General features: G+C 35.6%; 21 protein-coding genes. 5 read left to right on the top strand and 16 right to left on the bottom strand.

Going from position 1 to position 22,069, the window contains the following annotated elements:
* Positions 1-90 precede the first annotated feature (90 nt).
* Positions 91-966: a Cof-type HAD-IIB family hydrolase gene (locus tag GYV61_RS00230; RefSeq protein ID WP_110445883.1), complete on the top strand. Its 876-nt coding sequence runs from the start codon at positions 91-93 to the stop codon at positions 964-966.
* Positions 967-976: 10 nt separating this feature from the next.
* Positions 977-1,498, top strand: a complete 522-nt coding sequence (locus GYV61_RS00225) for an LURP-one-related/scramblase family protein (protein ID WP_174794329.1) — start codon at positions 977-979, stop codon at positions 1,496-1,498.
* 69 nt (positions 1,499-1,567) lie between these two features.
* Here GYV61_RS00225 and GYV61_RS00220 read toward each other — a convergent pair whose 3' ends face one another.
* The 12 genes from GYV61_RS00220 to GYV61_RS00165 form a co-directional block, all read right to left on the bottom strand.
* Positions 1,568-3,136 (bottom strand): ATP-binding cassette domain-containing protein, encoded by a 1,569-nt coding sequence (locus tag GYV61_RS00220; RefSeq protein WP_174794328.1) that lies wholly within the window; start codon positions 3,134-3,136, stop codon positions 1,568-1,570.
* Between the two features lie 204 nt (positions 3,137-3,340).
* A complete protein-coding gene (locus GYV61_RS00215) occupies positions 3,341-3,733 on the bottom strand; it encodes a MerR family transcriptional regulator (RefSeq protein ID WP_174794327.1) in 393 nt (130 codons plus the stop codon).
* A 13-nt stretch (positions 3,734-3,746) separates the two neighbouring features.
* Positions 3,747-4,601 (bottom strand): aldo/keto reductase, encoded by an 855-nt coding sequence (locus tag GYV61_RS00210; protein WP_174794326.1) that lies wholly within the window; start codon positions 4,599-4,601, stop codon positions 3,747-3,749.
* 87 nt (positions 4,602-4,688) lie between these two features.
* Complete coding sequence (locus tag GYV61_RS00205) at positions 4,689-5,258, bottom strand: GDSL-type esterase/lipase family protein (protein WP_174794325.1); 570 nt, start codon at positions 5,256-5,258, stop codon at positions 4,689-4,691.
* Positions 5,259-5,320: 62 nt separating this feature from the next.
* Entirely contained in the window at positions 5,321-5,926 is a 606-nt protein-coding gene (locus GYV61_RS00200; RefSeq protein WP_174794324.1) for a hypothetical protein, read from the bottom strand.
* Positions 5,927-6,065: 139 nt separating this feature from the next.
* Entirely contained in the window at positions 6,066-6,698 is a 633-nt protein-coding gene (locus tag GYV61_RS00195) for a hypothetical protein (protein ID WP_174794323.1), read from the bottom strand.
* Between the two features lie 137 nt (positions 6,699-6,835).
* The gene (gene tpiA, locus GYV61_RS00190; protein WP_174794322.1) at positions 6,836-7,591 is read right to left on the bottom strand and encodes a triose-phosphate isomerase; all 756 of its coding nucleotides are present in this window, start codon (positions 7,589-7,591) and stop codon (positions 6,836-6,838) included.
* A gap of 24 nt (positions 7,592-7,615) precedes the next feature.
* On the bottom strand, positions 7,616-8,827 hold the full coding sequence (locus GYV61_RS00185) for a phosphoglycerate kinase (RefSeq protein WP_174794321.1): 1,212 nt from the start codon (positions 8,825-8,827) through the stop codon (positions 7,616-7,618).
* A gap of 106 nt (positions 8,828-8,933) precedes the next feature.
* A complete protein-coding gene (gap, locus tag GYV61_RS00180) occupies positions 8,934-9,950 on the bottom strand; it encodes a type I glyceraldehyde-3-phosphate dehydrogenase (protein ID WP_110445874.1) in 1,017 nt (338 codons plus the stop codon).
* 63 nt (positions 9,951-10,013) lie between these two features.
* Positions 10,014-11,045: a sugar-binding transcriptional regulator gene (locus GYV61_RS00175; protein ID WP_046324624.1), complete on the bottom strand. Its 1,032-nt coding sequence runs from the start codon at positions 11,043-11,045 to the stop codon at positions 10,014-10,016.
* A 430-nt stretch (positions 11,046-11,475) separates the two neighbouring features.
* Entirely contained in the window at positions 11,476-12,498 is a 1,023-nt protein-coding gene (gene argF / locus GYV61_RS00170; RefSeq protein WP_174794320.1) for an ornithine carbamoyltransferase, read from the bottom strand.
* Between the two features lie 244 nt (positions 12,499-12,742).
* Positions 12,743-14,269 (bottom strand): LBA0864 family S-layer associated protein, encoded by a 1,527-nt coding sequence (locus GYV61_RS00165; RefSeq protein WP_174794319.1) that lies wholly within the window; start codon positions 14,267-14,269, stop codon positions 12,743-12,745.
* A gap of 167 nt (positions 14,270-14,436) precedes the next feature.
* Here GYV61_RS00165 and GYV61_RS00160 point away from each other — a divergent pair, with 167 nt between their 5' ends.
* Together GYV61_RS00160 and GYV61_RS00155 are read left to right on the top strand one after the other, a co-directional pair.
* Complete coding sequence (locus GYV61_RS00160) at positions 14,437-15,873, top strand: APC family permease (protein WP_174794318.1); 1,437 nt, start codon at positions 14,437-14,439, stop codon at positions 15,871-15,873.
* 85 nt (positions 15,874-15,958) lie between these two features.
* Positions 15,959-16,405: a Fur family transcriptional regulator gene (locus tag GYV61_RS00155; protein ID WP_174794317.1), complete on the top strand. Its 447-nt coding sequence runs from the start codon at positions 15,959-15,961 to the stop codon at positions 16,403-16,405.
* Between the two features lie 217 nt (positions 16,406-16,622).
* Here GYV61_RS00155 and GYV61_RS00150 read toward each other — a convergent pair whose 3' ends face one another.
* Entirely contained in the window at positions 16,623-18,332 is a 1,710-nt protein-coding gene (locus GYV61_RS00150; RefSeq protein WP_238786729.1) for an SH3-like domain-containing protein, read from the bottom strand.
* A gap of 159 nt (positions 18,333-18,491) precedes the next feature.
* Here GYV61_RS00150 and clpP point away from each other — a divergent pair, with 159 nt between their 5' ends.
* On the top strand, positions 18,492-19,076 hold the full coding sequence (gene clpP, locus GYV61_RS00145) for an ATP-dependent Clp endopeptidase proteolytic subunit ClpP (protein ID WP_034977497.1): 585 nt from the start codon (positions 18,492-18,494) through the stop codon (positions 19,074-19,076).
* 52 nt (positions 19,077-19,128) lie between these two features.
* On the opposite strand, the gene whiA is transcribed toward clpP, so the two are convergent.
* From whiA to rapZ, 3 genes are read right to left on the bottom strand one after another with little or no spacing between them, the layout of a single operon-like run.
* A complete protein-coding gene (whiA, locus tag GYV61_RS00140; protein WP_174794316.1) occupies positions 19,129-20,064 on the bottom strand; it encodes a DNA-binding protein WhiA in 936 nt (311 codons plus the stop codon).
* A gap of 6 nt (positions 20,065-20,070) precedes the next feature.
* Positions 20,071-21,096: a gluconeogenesis factor YvcK family protein gene (locus tag GYV61_RS00135; RefSeq protein WP_046324618.1), complete on the bottom strand. Its 1,026-nt coding sequence runs from the start codon at positions 21,094-21,096 to the stop codon at positions 20,071-20,073.
* A 5-nt stretch (positions 21,097-21,101) separates the two neighbouring features.
* A complete protein-coding gene (gene rapZ / locus GYV61_RS00130) occupies positions 21,102-21,980 on the bottom strand; it encodes an RNase adapter RapZ (RefSeq protein WP_174794315.1) in 879 nt (292 codons plus the stop codon).
* Between the last annotated feature and the right edge of the window lie 89 nt (positions 21,981-22,069).

Here is a 22,069-nt window from a genome sequence, read left to right as displayed (position 1 = left end):
TTATCTAAAATTATAAAAGTAAGAATTTCTTCATATATGGTAATATGGTAGATAAAGAAATGATCTGTAACTAGGAGGAGTTAATTATCTGTGATTAAATTAGTAGCTTGTGATTTAGACGGAACCCTTTTTAACAGCGATATGAGAATTTCAGACGAAAACGCGTCTGCAATTCGAGCAGCACAAAGAAATGGAATTGAATTTTTAGTAGCTACGGGGCGTGCACCACGGCAATCACGGAAAACTATTAGAGATTATGGCTTAAAAACGGGTTTTATTAATATCAATGGTGCCTTAGTATATGATGAAAATGATAATTTGCAGATTAAGCATAAATTACCTAATGAGAAGGCACGTGTAATCGCAAATATTCTTGAACAAAACAATATTTATTTTGAATTAGTTACCGCCGAGCAAATATATTCAAGTGATATCAGTAAACGTGTGGTTAACTTAGCTCGTGCACTAATGACTCTGAATCCAGGAGTAACTTTTAAAAAAGCAGTTGCAACCGCGGCTGGTAGTAACGCTATGTTTAGTATGACATTGGAAAAAGACTTTGATAAGTTATTAACTAACCCCAAAACCGAAATTATGAAAATAATTGCTTTTGATGCACACGGACCTGCTGCTTTTACTAAAGTTAAAAAAGAAATCAAGGATGTAGACGGTGTTGTTGTGACATCAAGCTCTGCAGCTAACATTGAGATTAACGATATTAAAGCACAGAAAGGCCCTGCTCTTTTAGATTATGCCAGAAAAAAAGGTATCAAAACAGAGGAAGTAGCCGCAATTGGGGATAATCTCAATGATGCCAGTATGATTAGGGATGCAGGTGTTGGAGTAGCTATGGCAAATGCAGTACCCGCTATTAAGAAATTAGCACAAGTCCGGACTAAATCAAACAATGATAATGGAGTTGCTTATATTTTAAGGAAATTTATTAAAAATAACGCAAAAGAATAGAGGTGCTTAAATGCGCTACTTATTGGAATTAACTCAGAAACAGGAATATGGTCAAATACCTGTCGCAAATGAAGAAGACCAAATTGAATATATTATTCAAGGTAATTTAGATAATCCTAATCACACCCTGTACTTAAAAAGGTTTACCGGCAAAGAAATAGGACGACTGTACACTGATGGTAATGGCATTATCTCTTCTTACACCATTGATGTGGTTAATCACTCTTTGGTTAAAGTTAAAAGGTTAAACAATAAGGTAGCTAACCTTTTCTATGTTACTCGCTTAAACTACATAGTTACTGGCAGTATTAAAAAAGGAAGCTATAAATTTCTTTTTGGTGTCAAAAAAGTTGCCACAGTTAGGACTGTTGTTCGCAGTGAGGGTGTCGTTTTAATTTGTGATATTGATCGTCCTGAAGATGTACCCTTTATCCTATTGTGTGCCACGCTTTTTACTCAATGGCATACCACCCCGTTACGACTGCCAACTTTTCCACCCGTTGGTCGTAAATATAATGTTAATTTTAATTAAAAAGGCGCTACTTGCATGATAGCTTAGCTAAACTGCTAGTAACGCTTTTTTAGGCTAGTTTACAAAATATTATTTTAATAGCAAATTTTTGAAGGAAAAGTTAGCAACTTCTGCACTTCGATGTGAAACAACAATTACGCTTTCCACCCTATTTAATAATTTTTGCAATAAATTTTGTGCTGTTTTCAGGTCAATACTGGAAAAGCTCTCATCCAGTAAAATTAATTTACCCTTAGTATCGATTAGTCTAGCTAACGCAATACGTTGAGTTTGACCGCCAGATAAGGAATTATAATGCCAATTTTCATTAACTTCAAAATCTTGTTTTACCCTATCTAGACTTGCTTTATTATAGTTTCGTCCCAGCAAGATATTATAATTAATACTGCGAGGAAACACTGTCACTGTCTGGGGCAGATAGATAATTATTGAGTTTATTACGTTACGGGGTATAACAGTAATATTGATCCCATTTAGTAAAATTTCGCCTTTAGTAGGAGTAAGTTGACCCGTTGCTAATTTAAGTAACGTGGATTTACCCCGGCCAGAGATCCCATTTAATTTATAAAAATCACCTTTTTTAAAGACATAAGAAAAATTATGCAGAATTTTTTCTTTTGCATTAGGATATGAAAAGGTGACATTTTTAAATTCCAGTGACTGAAACTCCATTGAAAAATTAGTTTTAACAAAATTTTCATTTTCACTTTCCTCTTGTCCTTTCAGCTCATTAAATTTAGCAAAAATACTGGAAGTAGAAAGCAATTGTGCAAAGTAACGATTAATAATTCCGGCAGAGTCAAAAACCTTAGTAGCTAATTCAGCAGTGGACAAAATAGCACCTGCACTAATTTTTCCTTGAAAATGAAGAAGTCCTGTAATACCTAGAATAAGAAGTTGACTACCAATATTGATTACACCTGTAATAATATCCACAGCGGAACGTCTGACAGTGTTATGTACATTTGCCTGCTTTAAACTTTGTGATCCCGTCGCGACTAACTTCTTGATTTCACCCAAAGCGTTAAAAGCGTATAGAGTATCATAGCCGTGTAAACCGCTACTAGTAAATTTTAAAAAATTTTCGTTAGCCTGAGAAATTTTAGTAACCCCTGCTGTCAGAAATCTTTTGCAGAAACGCGGGACTAATATAATCACTAAAACTAATAAAATAGCTGCAAGAAATAGAATATTGCTATAAAGGTATAAAGCTATTAACGCAAAAATTGCATTACCACTAAAACGTATTATTAGAAAAAAGGTATTCAGACCTTCTTTTTGAATTAAATTGACATCATTTTGCAGGTAAGACTCATAATAATCCACTGGATTTTGTTTAAATTCATTTTGAGAAAGTTTAATTAGACTAGTAACAATGTCATTGCGAATATTGCTAAGAATATCTTGTATAACTGTTTCTTGAATATAACTTTCTAGAAAAGAAATAAGAAACGTGAGAAACCAAAGTAAAAAGATCACTACCAACATGCTAACAAAAGGCCTAATTTTGCCGGCAATTAAATAATTTGCCAGTACGGCCATTTTGGTAGCAGCCAAAACTTGCAATACAGAATTTACTAAAAGTAATAGACAAGATGTTATAACTGCAAATGCATGTTTTTTGAGATAATGATACATTTTGGCCCTCCTTTATTAGTTCACATGGCAGTAAAATAATTTCAGCAAATAATTTAATTATTTTTTAATGTATTAGTAATATTAACAAATTAAATTATGCTAAACAAGATATAATTGTAATTGTTCCAAATTTAACTTCTAACCAATAACAAAAACACTCCTAAAATTACTAATTAGTTTTAAGAGCGTTTATCGTGGCAAGGCTTAAATGCGTTTTTCATATGCCAGTTTTTCTTTTTCAAAACTTAACAATTGATCATCAAAATGATCAATTTTATAATCAAGATAATTAACTGTTTTTTTAATATTTATAATTTCCTTATTCAGCTGGCTTCGTTGCACAATTAGCAAATGTTTCCGTATTTCTGCAGTTGAATAGTCTTTCATATATAAATTGACAAACTTCTTTATTTTTTTGATAGACATACCTGCTTTACGTAAAACCATAATGTAAAAAACCCAGTTTTGTTCTTTTGTGTCATACACGCGATAGCCATTTTTGTCCCTCTTAACAGTAGGTATCAGCTTTTCTTTTTCCCAGTAACGTAAGGTATCTTTAGATAAGCTAAATTTTTTACTGATTTCGTTTATTGTCAAAATTCGTTTTCCTTTAATCTACGTTTCTAATTAAATCATGAATATTTTTCACTGATGCTGGATCACGATGATCAAAAAACTGACTTTCATTTTTATCCAGATTTTTTATTTGTGCCATTTCAGCTGGATTTAATTCAAAATCAAAAATTTTACTGTTTTCTACCAAGCGATCGTGATGAATTGATTTTGGAATTACTACTATTCCTCTTTGAACTAACCAGCGTAAGATAACTTGACCAGTTGTTTTATGATGATCTGCAGCTATTTGCCTAATTAGTGAATTAGTAAACATATGATGCTTTCCTTCCGCGAAAGGTGCCCAAGCTTCGGGTTGAATTTTATTTTCTTGGAGGAAAGAAACTTCTTTTGCTTCTTGCATCCAAGGATTAATTTCAATTTGGTCAACAACAGGACGGATATCATTATACAAACTTAAATCGAGAACACGGTCTGGTGAAAAATTAGAAACTCCAATTGCTCTGATAATTCCGGCCTTATATGCTTCTTCCATTGCACGCCAGGAACCATAAACATCACCATAAGGTTGGTGTATTAGATACAGATCTAAATAATCAAGCTGTAATTTTCTTAGAGAATTGGTAATTGCCCGTTTGGTTGCCTCATAACCTGTATCAGATACCCACAATTTAGTGGTGATAAACAAATCGGTTCTATCAACTCCACTGTTTTTAATGGCCTTTCCTACAGCCTCTTCATTACCATATGATGAAGCTGTGTCAATTAGACGATATCCTATTCGGATTGCATCCACAACTACATTTTCAGCCATAGTCAGGTCAGTTATTTGAAAAACGCCTATACCTAGAGTAGGAATTGATATACCATTATTTAGTGTTGTTTCTATCATTTTGGTACTCCTTTATTAATTTGTAATAAAGTGTATACCTTAGAGTTAGCTCCATAGCAAGGATTTTTCTAATACTGAGCTTGATTCCTATTCTTGCAGTTTTTTAACTATTAAATTTGCTAATAGGTTATATCCTTCTTTTCCAAAATGTAAGCCGTCATCCAATTGCCCTTTACAGAGTGTTGTTAAATTGCCATGATCAATCATAGCTTGGAATAGATTAATAAAATTTAAATTGTAGGTTTCTGCTAACTTAATCAGCTCAACAGTATAAACAGCAATTTCACGGTTGGTCCGCTTATTTTGCCTATTTTGATCAACAGCAGGCGGGGAAATTAAAATTACATTTTGAGGATAATATAAACAAATTATGCTAGATATAATAAGAGCCATGTTTCTCTTGAATTGAGCGATAGGTACCCGCTTGTGTTTTGCTATATCGTTTGTTCCCAAAAGCAATACCAACTCATCGCAGCATTCAACTTTTAGGATCAAGTCAGGCAATAATGCATAAAAAGCTCCCGAGTTTACTCCGGAAACTGCAGTATTGGCAATCTCAATATCAGGTATTTTTGCTTTAATTGCATTGTTAATACGAGGTAATTTTAAACCTTCTTTGCGAGCAATAATGCTATCTCCTGTTAATAATAGTTTCACTTTTTCTCCTTTTTAAAACTAAAAACTGTAATCACAATTAGTTGCGACTACAGTTTCAATAATTAACGTGGGTTAACTTTACTATATTTCATATCTTTAAATTCAAATGCACTATACTTATTTGTTATAGATTTTGTTTTAAAAAATTGGTTAGTTACTAAACCATCTTCTGGATTACTTTGAAATAAAACTTTATGTTTTTTACCAGCTATTTTTTCAGTCTTAACTGTGAAAGCATTTCCGTTTTTAATTGCTTTTTCCTGTACCGGACTTAGTATGATCCACTTACTCCCATGCATTTTTTTACTAGATGCTCGTAAATATTTTCCTAAAACGCTCTGATTTTCCTCTTGCCAAGCTGAAGGCATTTCCCAAGGATATTTCTTTGTGCCTTTGACCATTCCGACTTTTATTACTTTAAAATAATCATTAGTTAACGGCATATTGATCGCAGACGCATGAATAATCATTGGATTGGGGGTAAAATTGTTATTACTATACCATTTGCCACGCCAGGTTTTGGGAAATTTAAATTGTTTTGCAAAACCATATTTGTTTTTATTGGTTTTCTTAGCTTGCACTGTTTTCGGTTGAACACTTGCAAGTGGCACTGTCATAGGTATAGCTAAGCCTGCTAATGCAAATATAGTAATAATTTTTTTAGCCATTTTTCTCTCCTGTAAAACAATATCGTGTTTTTATTTATAGTAATAATTATAAACTGGTTGATTGTATAAAGTAATTCAATTTATTAAAAAACTAATTCCTTAATTGAGAATTAGTTTTAAAATCACATATTTACTTTACTTAATACTGGTTAAATGAAGGTGCATAAGTTTCACCCTTAAAATTATAGTGTTGATATTTTTGCGCTAATTTTGGTGAACGGAAGAACTGGTCAACGATTTCACCGGTTTTAGGATTAGCTTCAAATATTACTTGTTGCGTTTTACCTGCAACTTTTTCATTCCTTAATCTAAAAGCGAAGCCAATTTCAATATTGTTTTCATCTATTGGACTAAAGACAAGCCATTTTTTGTTGCTAATCTTATTAGTGGTTACTCTACCTAAATGTTTAAAAATTTTATCATGCTTGGTAAACCAACTTTGCGGCATTTGCCACAAGTATTTATTAGTACCTTTTACTTTACCTGCAGATACCAATTCGACATATTCTCCGATCCAAGGCGTATTGAAACCATTCTTTTTAATGGTCATTTTGCTTACCTTATCATGTGTGTTACTAAACCATTTACCACGCCATGATTTAGGAAACTTAAAGTCTCTCTTAAAGCCATATTTTGTTTTATTAGTAGTAATTTTGGCATTTTTTGAAGTACTTGCCGCCTGAACCAAATTCGTCTGATTAACACTAATTCCACTTGCTGCAGCTAAGGCAGCCACAATAACTGACCAAGTAATTGTTTTACGTAATTTCATAGTCTTTACCTCCCATATTGGAATTATTTCATCCTATTATGGACACGCACTATGATAAAAGCAAGCGATAGTGGAAATATTAAACAAAAAAAGTCTCTGAAAAATCAGAGACTTATTTTATCGTATACAGTTAAAAATTAATCTTGGTAATTTACTAATTCTAAGAATGAATCAGGTTTAAGTGAAGCTCCACCGACTAAACCACCATCAATATCAGGTTTAGCCATTAATTCTTTAACATTACCTGGATTTACTGAACCACCATATTGAATTCTAACATTCTCAGCAGTTTCTTCGTTGTACAGATCTTTAACAGTATCACGAATAGTCTTGCACATTTCTTCAGCTTGGTCAGAACTGGCAGTCTTACCGGTACCAATAGCCCAGATAGGTTCATAAGCAATAACTAAACTTGAAACTTGATCAGCTGACAAACCGGCAAGTGCAGCCTTAATTTGACTAACTACCCAATCTTCTTGCTTGTTAGCTTCACGTGTTTCAAGTGATTCACCACAGCAAATAATTGGAGTAACGCCATTAGCAAATAAAGCCTTAGCTTTCTTGTTAATGTCATCATCTGTTTCGTGAAAATAGCCACGGCGTTCGGAGTGACCAATAATACAATAGTTCATGCCCATTTCTTTTAAAACTTTAGGTGAAGTTTCACCAGTGAAGGCACCTTCATCTTCAAAATAAGCATTTTCTGCACCGACGCGCAGGTTTGTGCCAGCTGCTGCGTTCGCTAAACTTTCAAGATCGACGGCAGGAGCACAAATTAGTGCTTCAACCTTACTTGCTTCTGGCAATTTATCCTTTACAGCAGCAACAAATTCAGTTGTTTGCTTAGGATTCATATGTAATTTCCAGTTACCAGCAATAATTGGTGTACGCATGTAAATAATGTCCTTTCTTAAAGTTTACTTGTCTGAAATGCAGGCAATTCCTGGTAATTCTTTACCCTCAAGATATTGCAAAGAAGCACCACCACCAGTTGAAATGTGGGTGATCTTTGGAGCGATACCAAGTTGTTTAGCGGCTGCAGTTGAGTCACCACCACCGATAATAGTAGTAGCATCAGTTAAATCAGCAAGAGCCTTACCAACTTCTAGAGTACCTTCAGCAAAGTTGGACATTTCAAAGGCACCCATTGGTCCATTCCAAACAACAGTCTTGGCATCTTTTAAAACATCCTTGAACTTGGCAACAGTCTTAGGACCGATATCAAGACCCATCATGTTTTCTGGAATGTCATCGCCCACAACTTTACGGGCAGCATCGTTTGAAAATTCTGTTGCTGCAACATTGTCAACAGGTAATACAATCTTGCCATCAGCGTCTTTTAACAATTTTTTAGCAAGGTCAACTTTATCTGGTTCAAACAATGATTTGCCGATTTCATGACCTTGGGCAGCTAAGAAAGTATAAGCCATACCGCCACCAATTAAAATGTGGTCTGATTTAGGAATTAGGTTGGTAATAACATCAATCTTGTCTGAAACCTTAGCACCACCTAAGATGGTAACAAATGGGTGTACAGGATTAGCAACAGCATCACCTAAAAACTTGATTTCCTTTTCCATTAAGAAACCAGCAGCAACAGGCTTGCCATCTTTCTTCATAGCTTCAGCGATACCAACATTGGATGCGTGACTTCTGTGAGCAGTACCAAAGGCATCGTTAACATACATGTCACCTAATGAAGCCCAGTATTCACCTAACTTAGGATCATTTTTGCTTTCACGCTTGCCAAAGTCATTGTCAATATCTTGGAAACGAGTGTTTTCAAGAACAGCAACGTCACCGTCTTGCATCTTGGCAACGGCATCTTCAACTTCTTTACCTTCGTTAGCTGGAACAAAGGTAACTGGCTTCTTTAAGAGCTCGCTCAAACGGTCAGCAACTGGTTTTAATGACAATTCTTTCTTATCATCATCTGACTTTACACGTCCCAAGTGACTGAGTAAAATTGCCTTACCACCATTTTCAATGATGTAGTTAATAGTAGGAAGTGCAGCAACAATTCTGTTGTCATCGCCAATCACACCATCTTTAATTGGCACGTTAAAATCAACACGAACTAAAACCTTTTTGTCTTTTACATCAAGGTCAGAAACAATTAATTTAGCCATCTATATCCTCCGATAACTTAATTATTTTTATTTTGAAAAAAAGGCGGAAGGAAGAATTTCCCTCCGCCTTCTCTTTCACCACTTAACAGTAATCAAATATTACAGATTAAAGAGTAGCAAATTTCAACAAAGTACGAACCATTTGGCAAGTGAATGAGTATTCATTGTCATACCAAGCAACAGTCTTAACTAATTGATTGTCACCGGCAGTAGTTACCATAGTTTGAGTTGGGTCAAAGATTGAACCAGCAGTCATACCAACTACATCACTTGAAACGATTTCGTCATCGTTGTAAGCAAATGATGGGCTTTCGTACTTCTTCAATGCTGAGTTAACTTCGTCAGCAGTAACTTTCTTGTCAAGGATTGAAACTAATTCAGTTAATGAACCATCAGTAACTGGAACACGTTGTGCGTGACCGTTAACTTTACCGTTCAATTCTGGAACAACAAGACCAATAGCCTTAGCAGCACCAGTTGAGTGAGGAATAATGTTAACTGCAGCAGCACGAGCAGCACGCATGTTACCACCACGAACAGGTCCATCCAAAAGCATTTGGGTTGAAGTGTAAGCGTGGATAGTAGTCATAGTAGCTACCTTGATGCCAAATTCTTTTTGCAAAGCGTCAACCATTGGTGCTAATGAGTTAGTAGTACATGAACCAGCTGAAACGATCTTGTCGTTTGCATCTAAAGTGTCATCGTTTACTGAGTAAACAATAGTCTTCAAGTCATTGCCGGCAGGAGCTGAAATCAAGACTCTCTTGGCACCTGCGTCAAGGTGAGCTTGTGACTTTGCCTTGCTGGTGTAGAAACCAGTACATTCAAGAACAAAGTCAACACCATCATTCTTAACCCAAGGAATGTTTTGAGCTTGTGGTTCTGCGTATACACGGTATTTCTTACCATCTACAACGATTGAATCTTCAGTAGCTGAAACTTCGTGGTCAAAAGTACCATGAGTTGAGTCATATTTTAGCAAGTGTGCCAAAAGTGCTGGGGTAGTCAAGTCGTTAATAGCAACAACTTCAATATCCTTTGACTTTTCGCCTAAATCCATGATCCGACGGAATGCCAAACGACCAATACGGCCAAAGCCGTTAATACCAATTTTAACTGTCATATTCTAAAGTCCTCCTTAAGAACTATGTAAGAACTGTAAACATCAATTTATTTTAAATGAGAATTACTTCTCCTTTAAAATCTTCTCTGAGGCTCCTTCATCAGTAATTAACCAGGTTTGATGCGGAGCATTTGGCATATAAGCCTTGATTGCTTTAGCCTTGCGGCCACCACAAGCAAATGCAAATATGTGAGGTATTTTATTTAGATTCTCAAACTGCAAACCAACCTGATGTACGCGGTCGACAATCTTCCCTTCGCCATCGAAGAAACACCCGAAACATTCGGTGACTACTTTTTTTTCACGCAATTCAGATAAGCGAATTGAATCGTATCCTCTGCGTCTTGCCATGTCGTGAGCTAGTCCAATTCCATGAATTACTACATCCGTCTGAGAAATATCTTCCAGCACGTCAGTAAAAGTGGATTCCCGGATCAAAGAATTGTAAGCTGCTTGAGAAATCTGCTCCGGTAAATACAATGTTTTATATTTACCACCAGTTTCAGCAGCCATTTTCTGAACAATAGTATTGCTTTGAATAGCAACATTTTCACCCAGAGCCCCACGACCTGGCACAAATTCCAGTTGTCGATTTTTACTTAAACTTTTAGACAAATTCCTAGTCGATTTTGCAAGAGCTTCACCACCCAAAACAGTAATAATTGAATGTCCCAGGGGTAACAGTAAATCAAGAGCTGCATTAAGCTCTTCACCCATTCTCTCATATACCAGTTCTTGTAAATCACTATCGCCTGGCACAATAATTGTGCGCTCGATACCGAGTTTACGCGCTAAATCAATTTCTGTTTTGCGTGCGTTAAACAACCGATCTATCAGAGGTGCCGCCTCTTGCAATATCTTTTTGCCCTTCTCTGTCATAAACATGCCAAAGCTTTTAATCTCAATCAAACCTCGATCACGCAGATACTCAGTTTCTGTTCGCACGTTTCTTTCAGATAGTCCTAAAGACTGAGCTACGCTTCTGCGACCTACAGGTGCATTAAGCGATATTTGCTCAAGAACAAGATATCTTTGCCGAAAAACTTTTAAGATGTCAGGAACGAGAGCTTCAAGCACAGGAAATTCCGAGTACATTAATTTCTCTCCTTCTTCTGGGACCAAATTGACCCAATTGTTGTCATTAGGTGTCCCAGATTGTCTAAAAATATATGAGAAACGTAAATTGACATTAATCAATTTAGCCATTCCTCAATCGACAAATACAGTATAGCAACACTCCAAAAATAATTCAAGTTAAATTGCCGCAATTAGAAAGTCTTAATAAATTAGTCGATATTGATACTAAAACATGCAAAACTGAAGCTCTTTTGTCAATATCAATAAAAAACAATTCAATTTTTGTTTCTTTTCTGTTATACTTGTTGTTGTGCAAATTCGGGTCCTTAGTGTAATGGATCGCACGTAAGATTCCGGTTCTTAAAATCTGAGTTCGACTCTCAGGGGACCCATTGAATTAATTTAAAAAGAGTAGCTGTTGCAATCTAGCAGTAGCTACTCTTTTATTTTAATTTTCAAGCATGTTTTTTAAATCTCTTTGAAACTCATTATCAATCTGGTTCGAAAAGTCTTCTTTAGCTAATTTATCTTTAAGCAAATAAGTAAATATTGCTCTCATTGCCGTCTTTTTGTTTGCTGCTTGTTGCCAGACAATCGAGTTTTCACCGTCAAGCACAGAAGCTGTCACTTCTTCACCCCTGTTTGCAGGTAAACAATGCATAAATTTAACCGCAGAATTGTTTGTTTTAGCCAGCATCTCTGCGTTAACCTGATACTTAGGATAAAATATTTTCATATACTCTGTTTGATCAAGCTCTTGATCATATAGACCATACCAAACATCAGTATAAATAAAATCAGCATTTTCTAAGACTTTTTCATCATCAGATAGAGTAATTGTGGCGCCATTTTGCTGAGCTATTTTTTCTGCTTTGCGCAATAATTTTGGAGATAATTGCTTTTCTTTAGGACCGTATTGCACAAAGTGCATTCCCATTTGAGCGCATAAAAATAATGCAGAAACAGTAATTTGCGTTGTATCCCCTACAAAGACCAGCTTAATATCAGATAATTTTTTACTTTGCGGTAAAAATTCTTTAATTGTAATCAAATCACCTAAAGCCTGAGTAGGATGGTCATCATCGCTCATGAAGTTAACTACAGGTGCATGCGAATTTTGGGCAATTTCCACAATATCTTCTTGACTAGCCGTTCGCACTCCAATGATATCAACTAAGTCACCTAAAGCATGACTAGTATCAGCCAAACCCTCATGACCATTTTCTCCTAGTTGTATCTGCCCTGGAGCTAAATACAAAGCATGTCCTCCTAATTCAGTCATTGCTGTTTCAGCAGAGCAGCGCGTTCTAGTAGATACCTGATCAAAGATCATACCTAAGCTTTTACCTTTTAAAAGCTGAGGGTAATAGCCATGGTTGATAGTCTCCTTAATTTTTAGACCTAAATCAGCTAAAAATTGCATTTCGTCTCTTGAAAAGGTACAAGTATCAATAAAGTCTTTTTTAACCAAAAAATCCTCCTTTTTGTATTCTTTACTTTTCTTATCGCCTACCATAATACAGAAACTAAGTTTATTTGAAAAACAATTACATTCAAATATAGAAAGTCTTAAATATTTTAGGAATAAAAGTCTTACTAAAATGAAAAAGCCACTGAGAAATTTCAGTGACTTTCATAATTTATTTAATTGCCAATCCTGATTTTGCCAGTTGTCGAGCACTTATATGATTAACAAAATGCTTAAAATAATTTTTCTAATTTGTGTTACCAGCTGTTAACTCTCCGCGTTGGGCAAATTCAACGTACAGTTTATTACCTGATGAAGACAAGCCTTCAATCTCACGCCTTACGTGAAGGTGATGGGTGCTCTTATAGGTTCCGTCTTCACCAACTTTAAAGATATAATCATTAAAACCGATATAAAATTGGTTATGATTTTGATCGTACGTAAATCCTTGTACTGGTGAACCATTGCTTACAAAGTTGCCTTTAGTAGCCCCTACTTCAACTGGAATCCAGGAATCACCATTGCGAGTTACTTTCCAATATTCATAATAGCCGTTTCCACCGTTATGGAAGAGGCAATACATCGTGTTGTCACCGGCAAAGGTGGCATTATGAATGTATCTAGGACTACCATAGTTAGAAATTCTAAAGGTCCAGATTTGATTAATCTTCATATCTGATTTACGTATCTGTAAAATTTCTTCAGAAGCATTTGAATTGCTGGAAGTGTTGTTATTAGCAATTACATAAATGTAATTAGCTGATGAGCCGATAGCCTGACCATGACCCAACTTGATATAAGGACTAACTTTAATATGTGAAGCATATTTCTTGAAGGTTGACCAGCTCAATGTTTGTAAATTTTGCGCCTTAAATTTATTAATATGCTTTAAATTATAAGAAACTAAGTGACCCTTTTGTGCACTACTTGAATTAAATAATGCAACTGTAAAGTTTGAACCATTCACGGTAATGCCCTCAGGAATTACACCTACTTGTCCCATCTTATCACCAGATTGATTGTAACCAAGACTGACAAAACGAGGTTGGAACAGCTTTGTTTTTAAAGTTAAACCGTTAGCTTTAAATGTATTAGATCTAGTTTCGGAAGTATAATGATGCGCTGCGTTCCAGTTTCTTGAAGAAGACTTGGAACTACCTTTCCAAGTTGAGACTTCCTTTGGTTCATTCATAGGCTTTTTATCAGCTCTTGCTATACCCTCATTCTTATCTGAGCGAACAGTAACATTGACTGTTGCCTTAGCCTTGCCATAACTATAGTCAACCGTGGTCTTACCTGGAGTGCCCGAACTAATTTTTGACTTAGAAACTGTTACCTTGCTGGTATCTACAGCAGTACCTGCACTATTAGTCACATAGTTAATGGCGTCTTTAGTATTAAACGAATATTGATTGTTTTGCACTAAACTTACGTTCTGCGCAACAGAAATCTTGTTTCTGGCAAAAAAGTTCTGGTTAACCCAGCCGACCGTACGCCCGTCAACAATTATCTTCCAAAACTTGCCTTTCTTAGTGGCAATTGACTGTTTAGATTGAATCTGTGCGTGCTTAAAATATTTAGTCGACGTAAACTTGCCAGATGGTCCCATTTTTGAAGCATAATGATAAACTGCATAATTACCATTACCGGCTATTTTAGTAACAGCCTTGTGGTAAGTTTTTGCAGAAATATAAGAATTATTACTCCCAACAAATAAGCCAAGTGCAGCTATTGTCCCAGCAACCAGCAGCTTGCTTTTAAATTTTCTTTTCATTAAACTTACAACCCCCTTCTTCTATTATATAATAATAGTTTTACACTTTTTTAATTCATATATCAATAATTATTTTTGTTGTTAATTTCAAGTGACTTATTATTAGATTTTTAAAAACATTTAAGTTAAAATAAAAAATTGTTATTTTTATATAAGGGAGAAGTTTCATGGGTGAAACACCAAACAATTCTAAAAAGATGATGTGGACAACGCTGGCCACTATGGCTTTCTCTATTGTGTGGAGCTTTGGCAACGTTGTTAACGGATTCATATACTTTGATGGTACCAAGGTAATTTTCAGCTGGATTATTATTTTCCTGCTTTTCTTTATTCCTTACGCCTTGATGGTCGGTGAACTCGGATCAGTTTTTAAAGATTCAGAGGGTGGCGTTGCTTCTTGGATTAACGCCACTATCGGACCTAAATGGGCCTATTATGCTGGTTGGACATTCTGGGCAGTACATGTGGTTTATATTTCCAGTAAAGGTACAACGGGCTTAAGAGGCATGGCTTGGGGCATTTTTGGTAATACTAAATGGTATGATAGTTTGCCAACAGCTTGGACGCAATTAGCTACGCTGGCAGTATTTTTGTTCTTTTGCTGGGTAGCCAGCCGGGGGATTCCAGTAATTAAAACTTTATCAACAATTGCTGGAACTTCAATGTTTATCATGTCAATTCTTTTTATTATCATGATGTTTGCGGCACCGATGATTAATCCGCATGCTAGTTTTAACAGCATAAACTGGAATTGGCAAAACTTTATGCCAGATTTTAATACGAAGTACTTTACTTCACTTTCAATTTTGGTATTTGCTATAGGTGGAGCTGAAAAGATTTCGCCATATGTTAACAAGTTGAAAAAGCCTGCAAAAAATTTCCCGAAAGCTATGCTAGGATTAGCGGGAATGGTTATGATTTCTGCCATCTTAGGTACCATTGCTTTAGCATTAATGTTTGATCCTAAAGTAGTTAATGGTAATTTGAATGAATACATTTCAAATGGTCCGTACATTGCTTTTCAAAAATTAGGTGAATATTATGGCGTGGGCGGATTATTCCTCTATATTTATGCCTGGTGCAACGTCATTGGACAATTTTCCGCACTGGTTATTAGTATTGATGCTCCTTTGAGAATGCTTTTAGGAGGCAAAGAAGCAAAAGACTTTATCCCGAAAAAGTTATTAAAAGTCAATAAACATGGAGCTTATATTAACGGTATCTGGATGATTGTCATTCTTTCTGGCGGTATCATTGCATTGCAAGCCGTTATGCCTGATGCACAAACCGTAATGGCACAATTAGTTAAACTAAATTCGATAGTGATGCCAATGCGTTATTTATGGGTTTTCATTGCCTACTTAGCTTTGCGTAAACAACATGAAAAATTCCATAACGGTACTGATAACTATCAAATGACTAAGCATCAGTGGTTAGCCTATACTGCCGGAATTTGGGGATTAGCCGTTACAGTTGCTTGTTGTTTAATGGGAATGTATTCAAATGATCCATTCACACTTTGTTTAAATATTGCCACTCCAGTGGTATTATTCCTACTTGGTTTAATTATGCCAACAATCAGACGAAAACAAGAAGAAAAATAAGCTAAATAATACTTAACCGCCTAGCAATAGGCGGTTTTTTTACATAAAAAATGCTACACTATAATTAATTGAGGAGATGAGAATCATGCCTAATTTTTCTGATGAAGCAGGAAGTCTGCTACGTAGCCATCACTTAAAAGTAACTAAACCGCGTTTAAAAATACTTGAATATTTAATGGTACATCATAATCATCCCACCGCTTCCACAATTTTTACAGCAATTAGTGGAGACGAGCCAGCTTATCGTGCAACCGTTTATAACAATCTCAACAAATTAGTAGACGCGGGGATCGTAACTGAAATAAAAAATGGTGATGATTCTCTGCACTATGACTATTTTGTAAAACCACACTTTCATATTATTTGTAAAAGGTGCGGTAAAATCGCCGATGTTTATTATCCTGACTTTGGTAGAATTGAAGAACAGATGAGAACTGAAGCAGATAAGCAAACTGGTTTTGTCACTTCATCCAGCCACGTTGAAATCTATGGCCTTTGTCCTGACTGCCAAAGCAAAGAAAAAAAGAGCTGAAAGATGCAAAATCTTAAAATTCAGACAGCAATCAGATTCGAATTATGGACTAACTTTCAATATTTGATTTAGGTTAGTCTTTTTATGTTACTTTCTTAATAAATATCTCAATCACAATATGGCAAAATTCCTAAAATAGATAACTTTCAGGTTTTTTACGACATTTCCTAAACCAAAAAAATAAGAGCTTTTCAGCTCTCATCTAAAAATATTTATTTTATTTAATATTCATGCTTACCAATAATTCAGCTCTTTGTGCAAGGTTTACATACAATTTATTATCACTAACTGATAAACCTTCAATTTCACGACCGGTATCAAAAGAATAAGTATCTTTTAACTTGCCATCGCGGCCAATCTTAAAGATTAAGTCATTGAATGCCAAGTAAAAGTTTTTATTCTTGGTATCATAAGTAAAACCTTGAACAGGTGAATTATTGTTTACAAAGTTGCCATCGGTTTTACCGACTAATTTTGGATACCAATTATCTCCAGTACGAGTGAATTCCCAGTATTCATAACAATTATTTTCTGTGTCATGGTAAACAGTGTACATATCCTTATCTGATACAATTACACCATTTTGGAAATAGCGATTACTCTTGCCATCATCAATCCAAGTTTTGATTGTCCAAATCTTGTTAATTTGCAAATCACTCTTACGGATTTGAAGTAATTCTTCAGAGTCGTTAGTGTCATTTAGCGTATTATCATTATTTAACACATAAATATACTTATCACTTGCGCCCAATGCCTGACCATGACCAATTGGAATATAGGGACTTACCTTGATGTTTTTAACATAATTGTTAAACTTCTTTTGCGACATATCAAGTAAATGTTGCGCATCAAACGGATCAGTTAAAGTTTTCAAATCATAACCAACAATATGACCAGATACCAAATTTGTGTGACTTAAAAGACTGGTATATGCCCAGCCATTAGAAACGGTAACACCTTCTGGAATGTGACCAACACGGTTAATATTATCGTCTGATGGATCAGCTACACTTAATAAGACTGGTTGATATAACCGTGTCTTTAAGGTCAAATCACCACTAGTCAAAGTATGTTTATTGGTTTCAGGCGTGTATTCTGTAGGGCTAATATAATTTAATGATGAACCGTAATGAGTTTTCCAAGCCTGATAATCATTTGTACCAGGTTGCGCTGGGAAGGAGGCAACGGTATTCGCATCGACCACCCCTTCTTTTTTACTCTTTCTAACAGTTATTTTAACTGTAGCAGTTGCATCTCCATAAGTATATTTAACTTTATATGTCTTAGGAGTCCCGCAATTAATGCTATCTTTTGATACAGTTACTTGACTGTTGTCAATTACTGTACCCATGCTGTTAGTTATATAAGAAATAGCATCTCTGGTAGGGAAGTTGTAGAACTCATTGCGCACTAGAGATATAGTCTTAGGAACCGCAATTTGATTTCTGGCAAAGTAACGTTCATTAACATACCCTACTTGTCTGCCATTAACATAAATGCGCCAATAGCGGTATTTTTTAGTTTCAATCAACTGGTCTGATTGAATATGACTGTAACGAAAGTTAATGCCGTCAGCTACTTTGGTGCTAACTTTTCCGTTATTTACTTCTTTCCAGACCTTATAATTTTTGTTGCCCGCAACTTTGGTCATCATAGAAAAACCAGTAACAATTTGCTTAGGCTTAGGTTTTTTAGTATTGGTGTCGTCTGTCCCAGTTTGATCAGATTTACCTGTTTGATCATTAGTGGCATTATTATCATTATTTACATCAGTTGAGTTGCTTGATGACTTGTTGCTGTCATCTTGAACTGGCGGTTGAGCGCTATTCGAATCTGCCGCAACTGATGTAGTTGACAAGCCGGTACAAACTAGTAATCCGACAACCAATGTCAGTAAATATGGTAATTTTTTCTTATAAAGCTTCAAAATATATCCTCCAATATTTAGTTTACCTTTAAATTATATAATAAAACTCTCACTAAAAAGAATACAAAATTAATACACTTTCATTGACAGCAAGTAATGTAAGTGATTTAATTAGCACTGTACTTGATAGAGTGCTAATTATATTTAGGAGGTAGAAAGATGCTTGTACCTACAGTTATTGAACAAACTGCACGTGGCGAACGCGCATATGATATATATTCACGTTTATTGAAAGACAGAATCATCATGCTTAGCGGCGAAATTAACGATGATATGGCCAATTCAATTATTGCACAATTACTATTTCTTGATGCTCAAGACAACACCAAGGATATTTCACTTTACATTAATTCACCGGGTGGTGTGATTACTTCTGGTTTGGCAATTATGGATACCATGAACTTTATTAAATCAGATGTTTCAACTATTGCCATCGGCATGGCAGCTTCTATGGCTTCCATTTTACTGACTAGCGGAGCAAAAGGTAAGCGTTTTGCATTACCTAATTCGACTGTTTTGATCCATCAACCTTTAGGTGGTGCACAGGGTCAGCAAACTGATATTCAAATTGCAGCCAATGAAATTTTAAAGAGCCGTGAAAAAATTAACCGGATCTTACATGAAACTACTGGTCAACCTTTAGAAAAGATTCAAAAGGACACTGAACGGGACAATTACATGACCGCACAGCAAGCTAAAGACTATGGTTTAATCGATGAAATTATGGTCAATCAAAAGAAATAATATCAATAAACTGCAATAAAAAAGAAACCCATCAATTGATGAGCTTCTTTTTTTATTGCTCTAAGCTTGCAGCAATATCGTGAATTTTTTTAAAACGATGATTGACGCCAGATTTTGAAATCGGACCATCCGGCACCTGTTGCGCTATTTCTTTTAAAGACAATTCAGGCTCTTCAAGTCGCAATCGTGCTAATCCCTGCAATTTTTCAGGAATGTTTTCTAGCCCAATTTTACGTTCAATCAACTCAATATCTTCAACCTGCTTGGCTGCTGCATTAGCCGTCTTTTTTAAATTAGCTGTATCACAATTGACCAACCTGTTAACAGAATTACGCATATCCCGCATAATGCGCAAATCTTCAAAAGACAACATTGCATTTAATGCTCCGACAATATGTAAAAAGTCACCAATTTTTTCGGCTTCTTTTAAATAAACAATATAGCCACGCCTTCTTGGTGTACTTTTAGCATTCAGATTAAAGCGGTCATTCATAATATGAAGCAAATCGTCATTATGGTCTTTATAAATAGAATAAATTTCCAAATGATACCGACTCGTATTAGGATTATTCACACTGCCACTGGCTAAAAAAGCACCACGCAAATATGACATCGACCCTTCCCGTGAATTAATTATTCTTTTAGGAATGCTAGTAATTAAATTCAAGCTTGGGGTCAAAATTTCCAAATTATTCAGTATTTCTTTAACGTGATTTTGTAATCTCACCAAATATTGATTATTTTTTTTAAGCTTCATTTTGCGAGAAACTATCAGTTGTGGTTCAACCTTATATGCAGTTTTTATCAATGAAAAAATACGTCTAGCTATGGCAGGATTTTCAGTAGTGATATCAAGACTAAATTTGTGTTCATGAAAATTCAAAACGCCATTCATACGCAGGAAAGCAGCCAATTCAGCTTTGGCATGTTCACGGTGAATGGGCAGCGAAGTCAACTCTTTTTTTACGTTACTAGCATAGCTGGCCATTATTTGTTATTCCTTCCTGCGAGCCATTGCGGCAAATGCCAGGTTGATGATCTCTTTTGCTACTTTCTTACCGTCATGAAAAACCAATCCGCTACGCTGGTCAATAAAATCATCGGTAATCACCCGACAGCCCTGCTCGCGCAGTCCGTTAAAGTCTCTTTTCACCGGCTCAATATAGGCATCGTAATCACTAGGATTAAACTTAGACATGTCAATTTTGGCACCATTAACTAAAGCAGTATTAATATAATGACCACCAAGATGTGCGTTAATTACTTTAACGTGATCACAGTCTGAAAAATGATCGGTTTCACCAAGCTGCGTCATAATATTGCAAATATATATTACTTCTGCACTAGTTTTCCTAACAGCTTCGCCTAAATTAGGTATCATCAGGTTAGGTAAGATTGAAGTAAACAAGCTTCCGGGTCCTAACACTACTGCATCAGCATTTTTAATAGCATTTAGCACTTTAGACACGGCTTTTGGTTCAGAATTTGAGTTTGTATTGGTAACCCAAACTCGTTTTATCCTCTTATCCTTATCAGTGATTTCTTTTTCTCCTGCTTGAATGGTCCCATCAACAAACTCAGCATTAAGTGTTAAGGGCTCGTTAGAGGCAGGATACACGTGTCCATCTACATGCATCATTTTAGACAAAGACTGGACAGCATCAAAAATATTGCCATGCATCTCATTCAAAGCAGCAATGATTAAGTTTCCGATAGCATGCCCTGAAAAAAATGAATCGGAGGAATCAAAGCGATATTGAAAAATATCTTTTTCTTCCTGTGAAATTCCACTTAAAGAAACCAAAACATTGCGAATATCACCAGGTGGAACAACATTAATAAAGTTGCGAATTGATCCTGATGAACCACCATCATCTGATACCGTCACAATGGCAGTAATTTCAGCTTCTTGTTCTTTAAGCGCATTCAAAACAACTGGCAACCCAGTTCCACCACCAATGACCACAATCTGTGGTCTTCTACTTCTAGTTACACGAATCACTTTTTCAGCATATGTCATGAAAATCACCTTTTTCTAGTGTAACGACTAATTTCGCGGTGCGTAATATCAACTGTATAGTCTTCAGCCAAATCATGTGCCAATTGCTGTGCAATTGCAACGCTGCGATGCTGACCACCCGTACATCCAATTGCAATAGTTAATTTGCTTTTGCCTTCATTAATGTACCCTGGCAAAGCGACTTTTAACAAATCCAAAAATTTTTGATAAAAAGTTTGGGTTTGTTTTTTATCCATTACATAATTAAAAACCCGTTTATCGAGTCCCGTAAATGGCCTTAATTCAGGTATATAAAATGGGTTAGGCAAAAACCTGACATCCATCACAATATCTGCATCAATCGGCATACCGTATTTAAAGCCGAAAGATAACACTTCAATGGAAAATGGCTGTTTATGCTGTTTACTAAATCTATTAATCAGCTCCTGCTTTAGTTCCTTAGGTGACAAATTAGAGGTATCTATAATGTCATTAGCTCGATTCTTTATACCTGTTAAAATTCGTCTTTCTTCTAAAATACCGTCAAGCAGACGACCATTGCTTGCCAATGGTGGCACACGCCTTGTCTCTTTGTAACGGGCTACTAAAGTGTTATCGGAAGCATCCAGAAATACAATTCTAGTTTGAGCGTTGCCATTATCTTCAAGCGAATTGATCTCGTTATCTAAGTCTTTATAAAACCGTCTAACTCGTAAATCAATTACCACTGCTACTTTAGTAAAATCATCCGACCTGACAATTAATTCCCAAAAACTAGGTAAAAGCGATGGAGGCAAATTATCAACTATAAAATAGCCCATATCTTCCAAAGCATGAGAAGCCACGGTTTTGCCCGCTCCACTCATTCCTGTAATAATCAGTAGTTGCTTTTTGTGCTCAGCCATTTTCAAACTACCCCCCTATTAATAAAATTATACCATACCAGGTTTTTCCTAACTTTTTTGAGTAAAAAAAAGTTCTAATGAACTTTTTA

The organism is Lactobacillus melliventris (genome assembly GCF_013346935.1).
Taxonomy (GTDB): Bacteria; Bacillota; Bacilli; order Lactobacillales; family Lactobacillaceae; genus Lactobacillus.
Note: the sequence above shows the minus strand (reverse complement) of the source record. Positions and strands in the feature narration are given on the sequence as shown.

Excerpts from the sequence above, each read along its gene's own strand:
- GYV61_RS00225 (WP_174794329.1), top strand. The coding sequence starts at position 977 with ATGCGCTACTTATTGGAATTAACTCAGAAACAGGAATATGGTCAAATA.
- GYV61_RS00220 (WP_174794328.1), bottom strand. The coding sequence starts at position 3,136 with ATGTATCATTATCTCAAAAAACATGCATTTGCAGTTATAACATCTTGT.
- GYV61_RS00210 (WP_174794326.1), bottom strand. The coding sequence starts at position 4,601 with ATGATAGAAACAACACTAAATAATGGTATATCAATTCCTACTCTAGGT.
- GYV61_RS00200 (WP_174794324.1), bottom strand. The coding sequence starts at position 5,926 with ATGGCTAAAAAAATTATTACTATATTTGCATTAGCAGGCTTAGCTATA.
- GYV61_RS00195 (WP_174794323.1), bottom strand. The coding sequence starts at position 6,698 with ATGAAATTACGTAAAACAATTACTTGGTCAGTTATTGTGGCTGCCTTA.
- tpiA (WP_174794322.1), bottom strand. The coding sequence starts at position 7,591 with ATGCGTACACCAATTATTGCTGGTAACTGGAAATTACATATGAATCCT.
- GYV61_RS00185 (WP_174794321.1), bottom strand. The coding sequence starts at position 8,827 with ATGGCTAAATTAATTGTTTCTGACCTTGATGTAAAAGACAAAAAGGTT.
- gap (WP_110445874.1), bottom strand. The coding sequence starts at position 9,950 with ATGACAGTTAAAATTGGTATTAACGGCTTTGGCCGTATTGGTCGTTTG.
- GYV61_RS00175 (WP_046324624.1), bottom strand. The coding sequence starts at position 11,045 with ATGTACTCGGAATTTCCTGTGCTTGAAGCTCTCGTTCCTGACATCTTA.
- GYV61_RS00165 (WP_174794319.1), bottom strand. The coding sequence starts at position 14,269 with ATGAAAAGAAAATTTAAAAGCAAGCTGCTGGTTGCTGGGACAATAGCT.
- GYV61_RS00160 (WP_174794318.1), top strand. The coding sequence starts at position 14,437 with ATGGGTGAAACACCAAACAATTCTAAAAAGATGATGTGGACAACGCTG.
- GYV61_RS00155 (WP_174794317.1), top strand. The coding sequence starts at position 15,959 with ATGCCTAATTTTTCTGATGAAGCAGGAAGTCTGCTACGTAGCCATCAC.
- clpP (WP_034977497.1), top strand. The coding sequence starts at position 18,492 with ATGCTTGTACCTACAGTTATTGAACAAACTGCACGTGGCGAACGCGCA.
- whiA (WP_174794316.1), bottom strand. The coding sequence starts at position 20,064 with ATGGCCAGCTATGCTAGTAACGTAAAAAAAGAGTTGACTTCGCTGCCC.
- GYV61_RS00135 (WP_046324618.1), bottom strand. The coding sequence starts at position 21,096 with ATGACATATGCTGAAAAAGTGATTCGTGTAACTAGAAGTAGAAGACCA.
- rapZ (WP_174794315.1), bottom strand. The coding sequence starts at position 21,980 with ATGGCTGAGCACAAAAAGCAACTACTGATTATTACAGGAATGAGTGGA.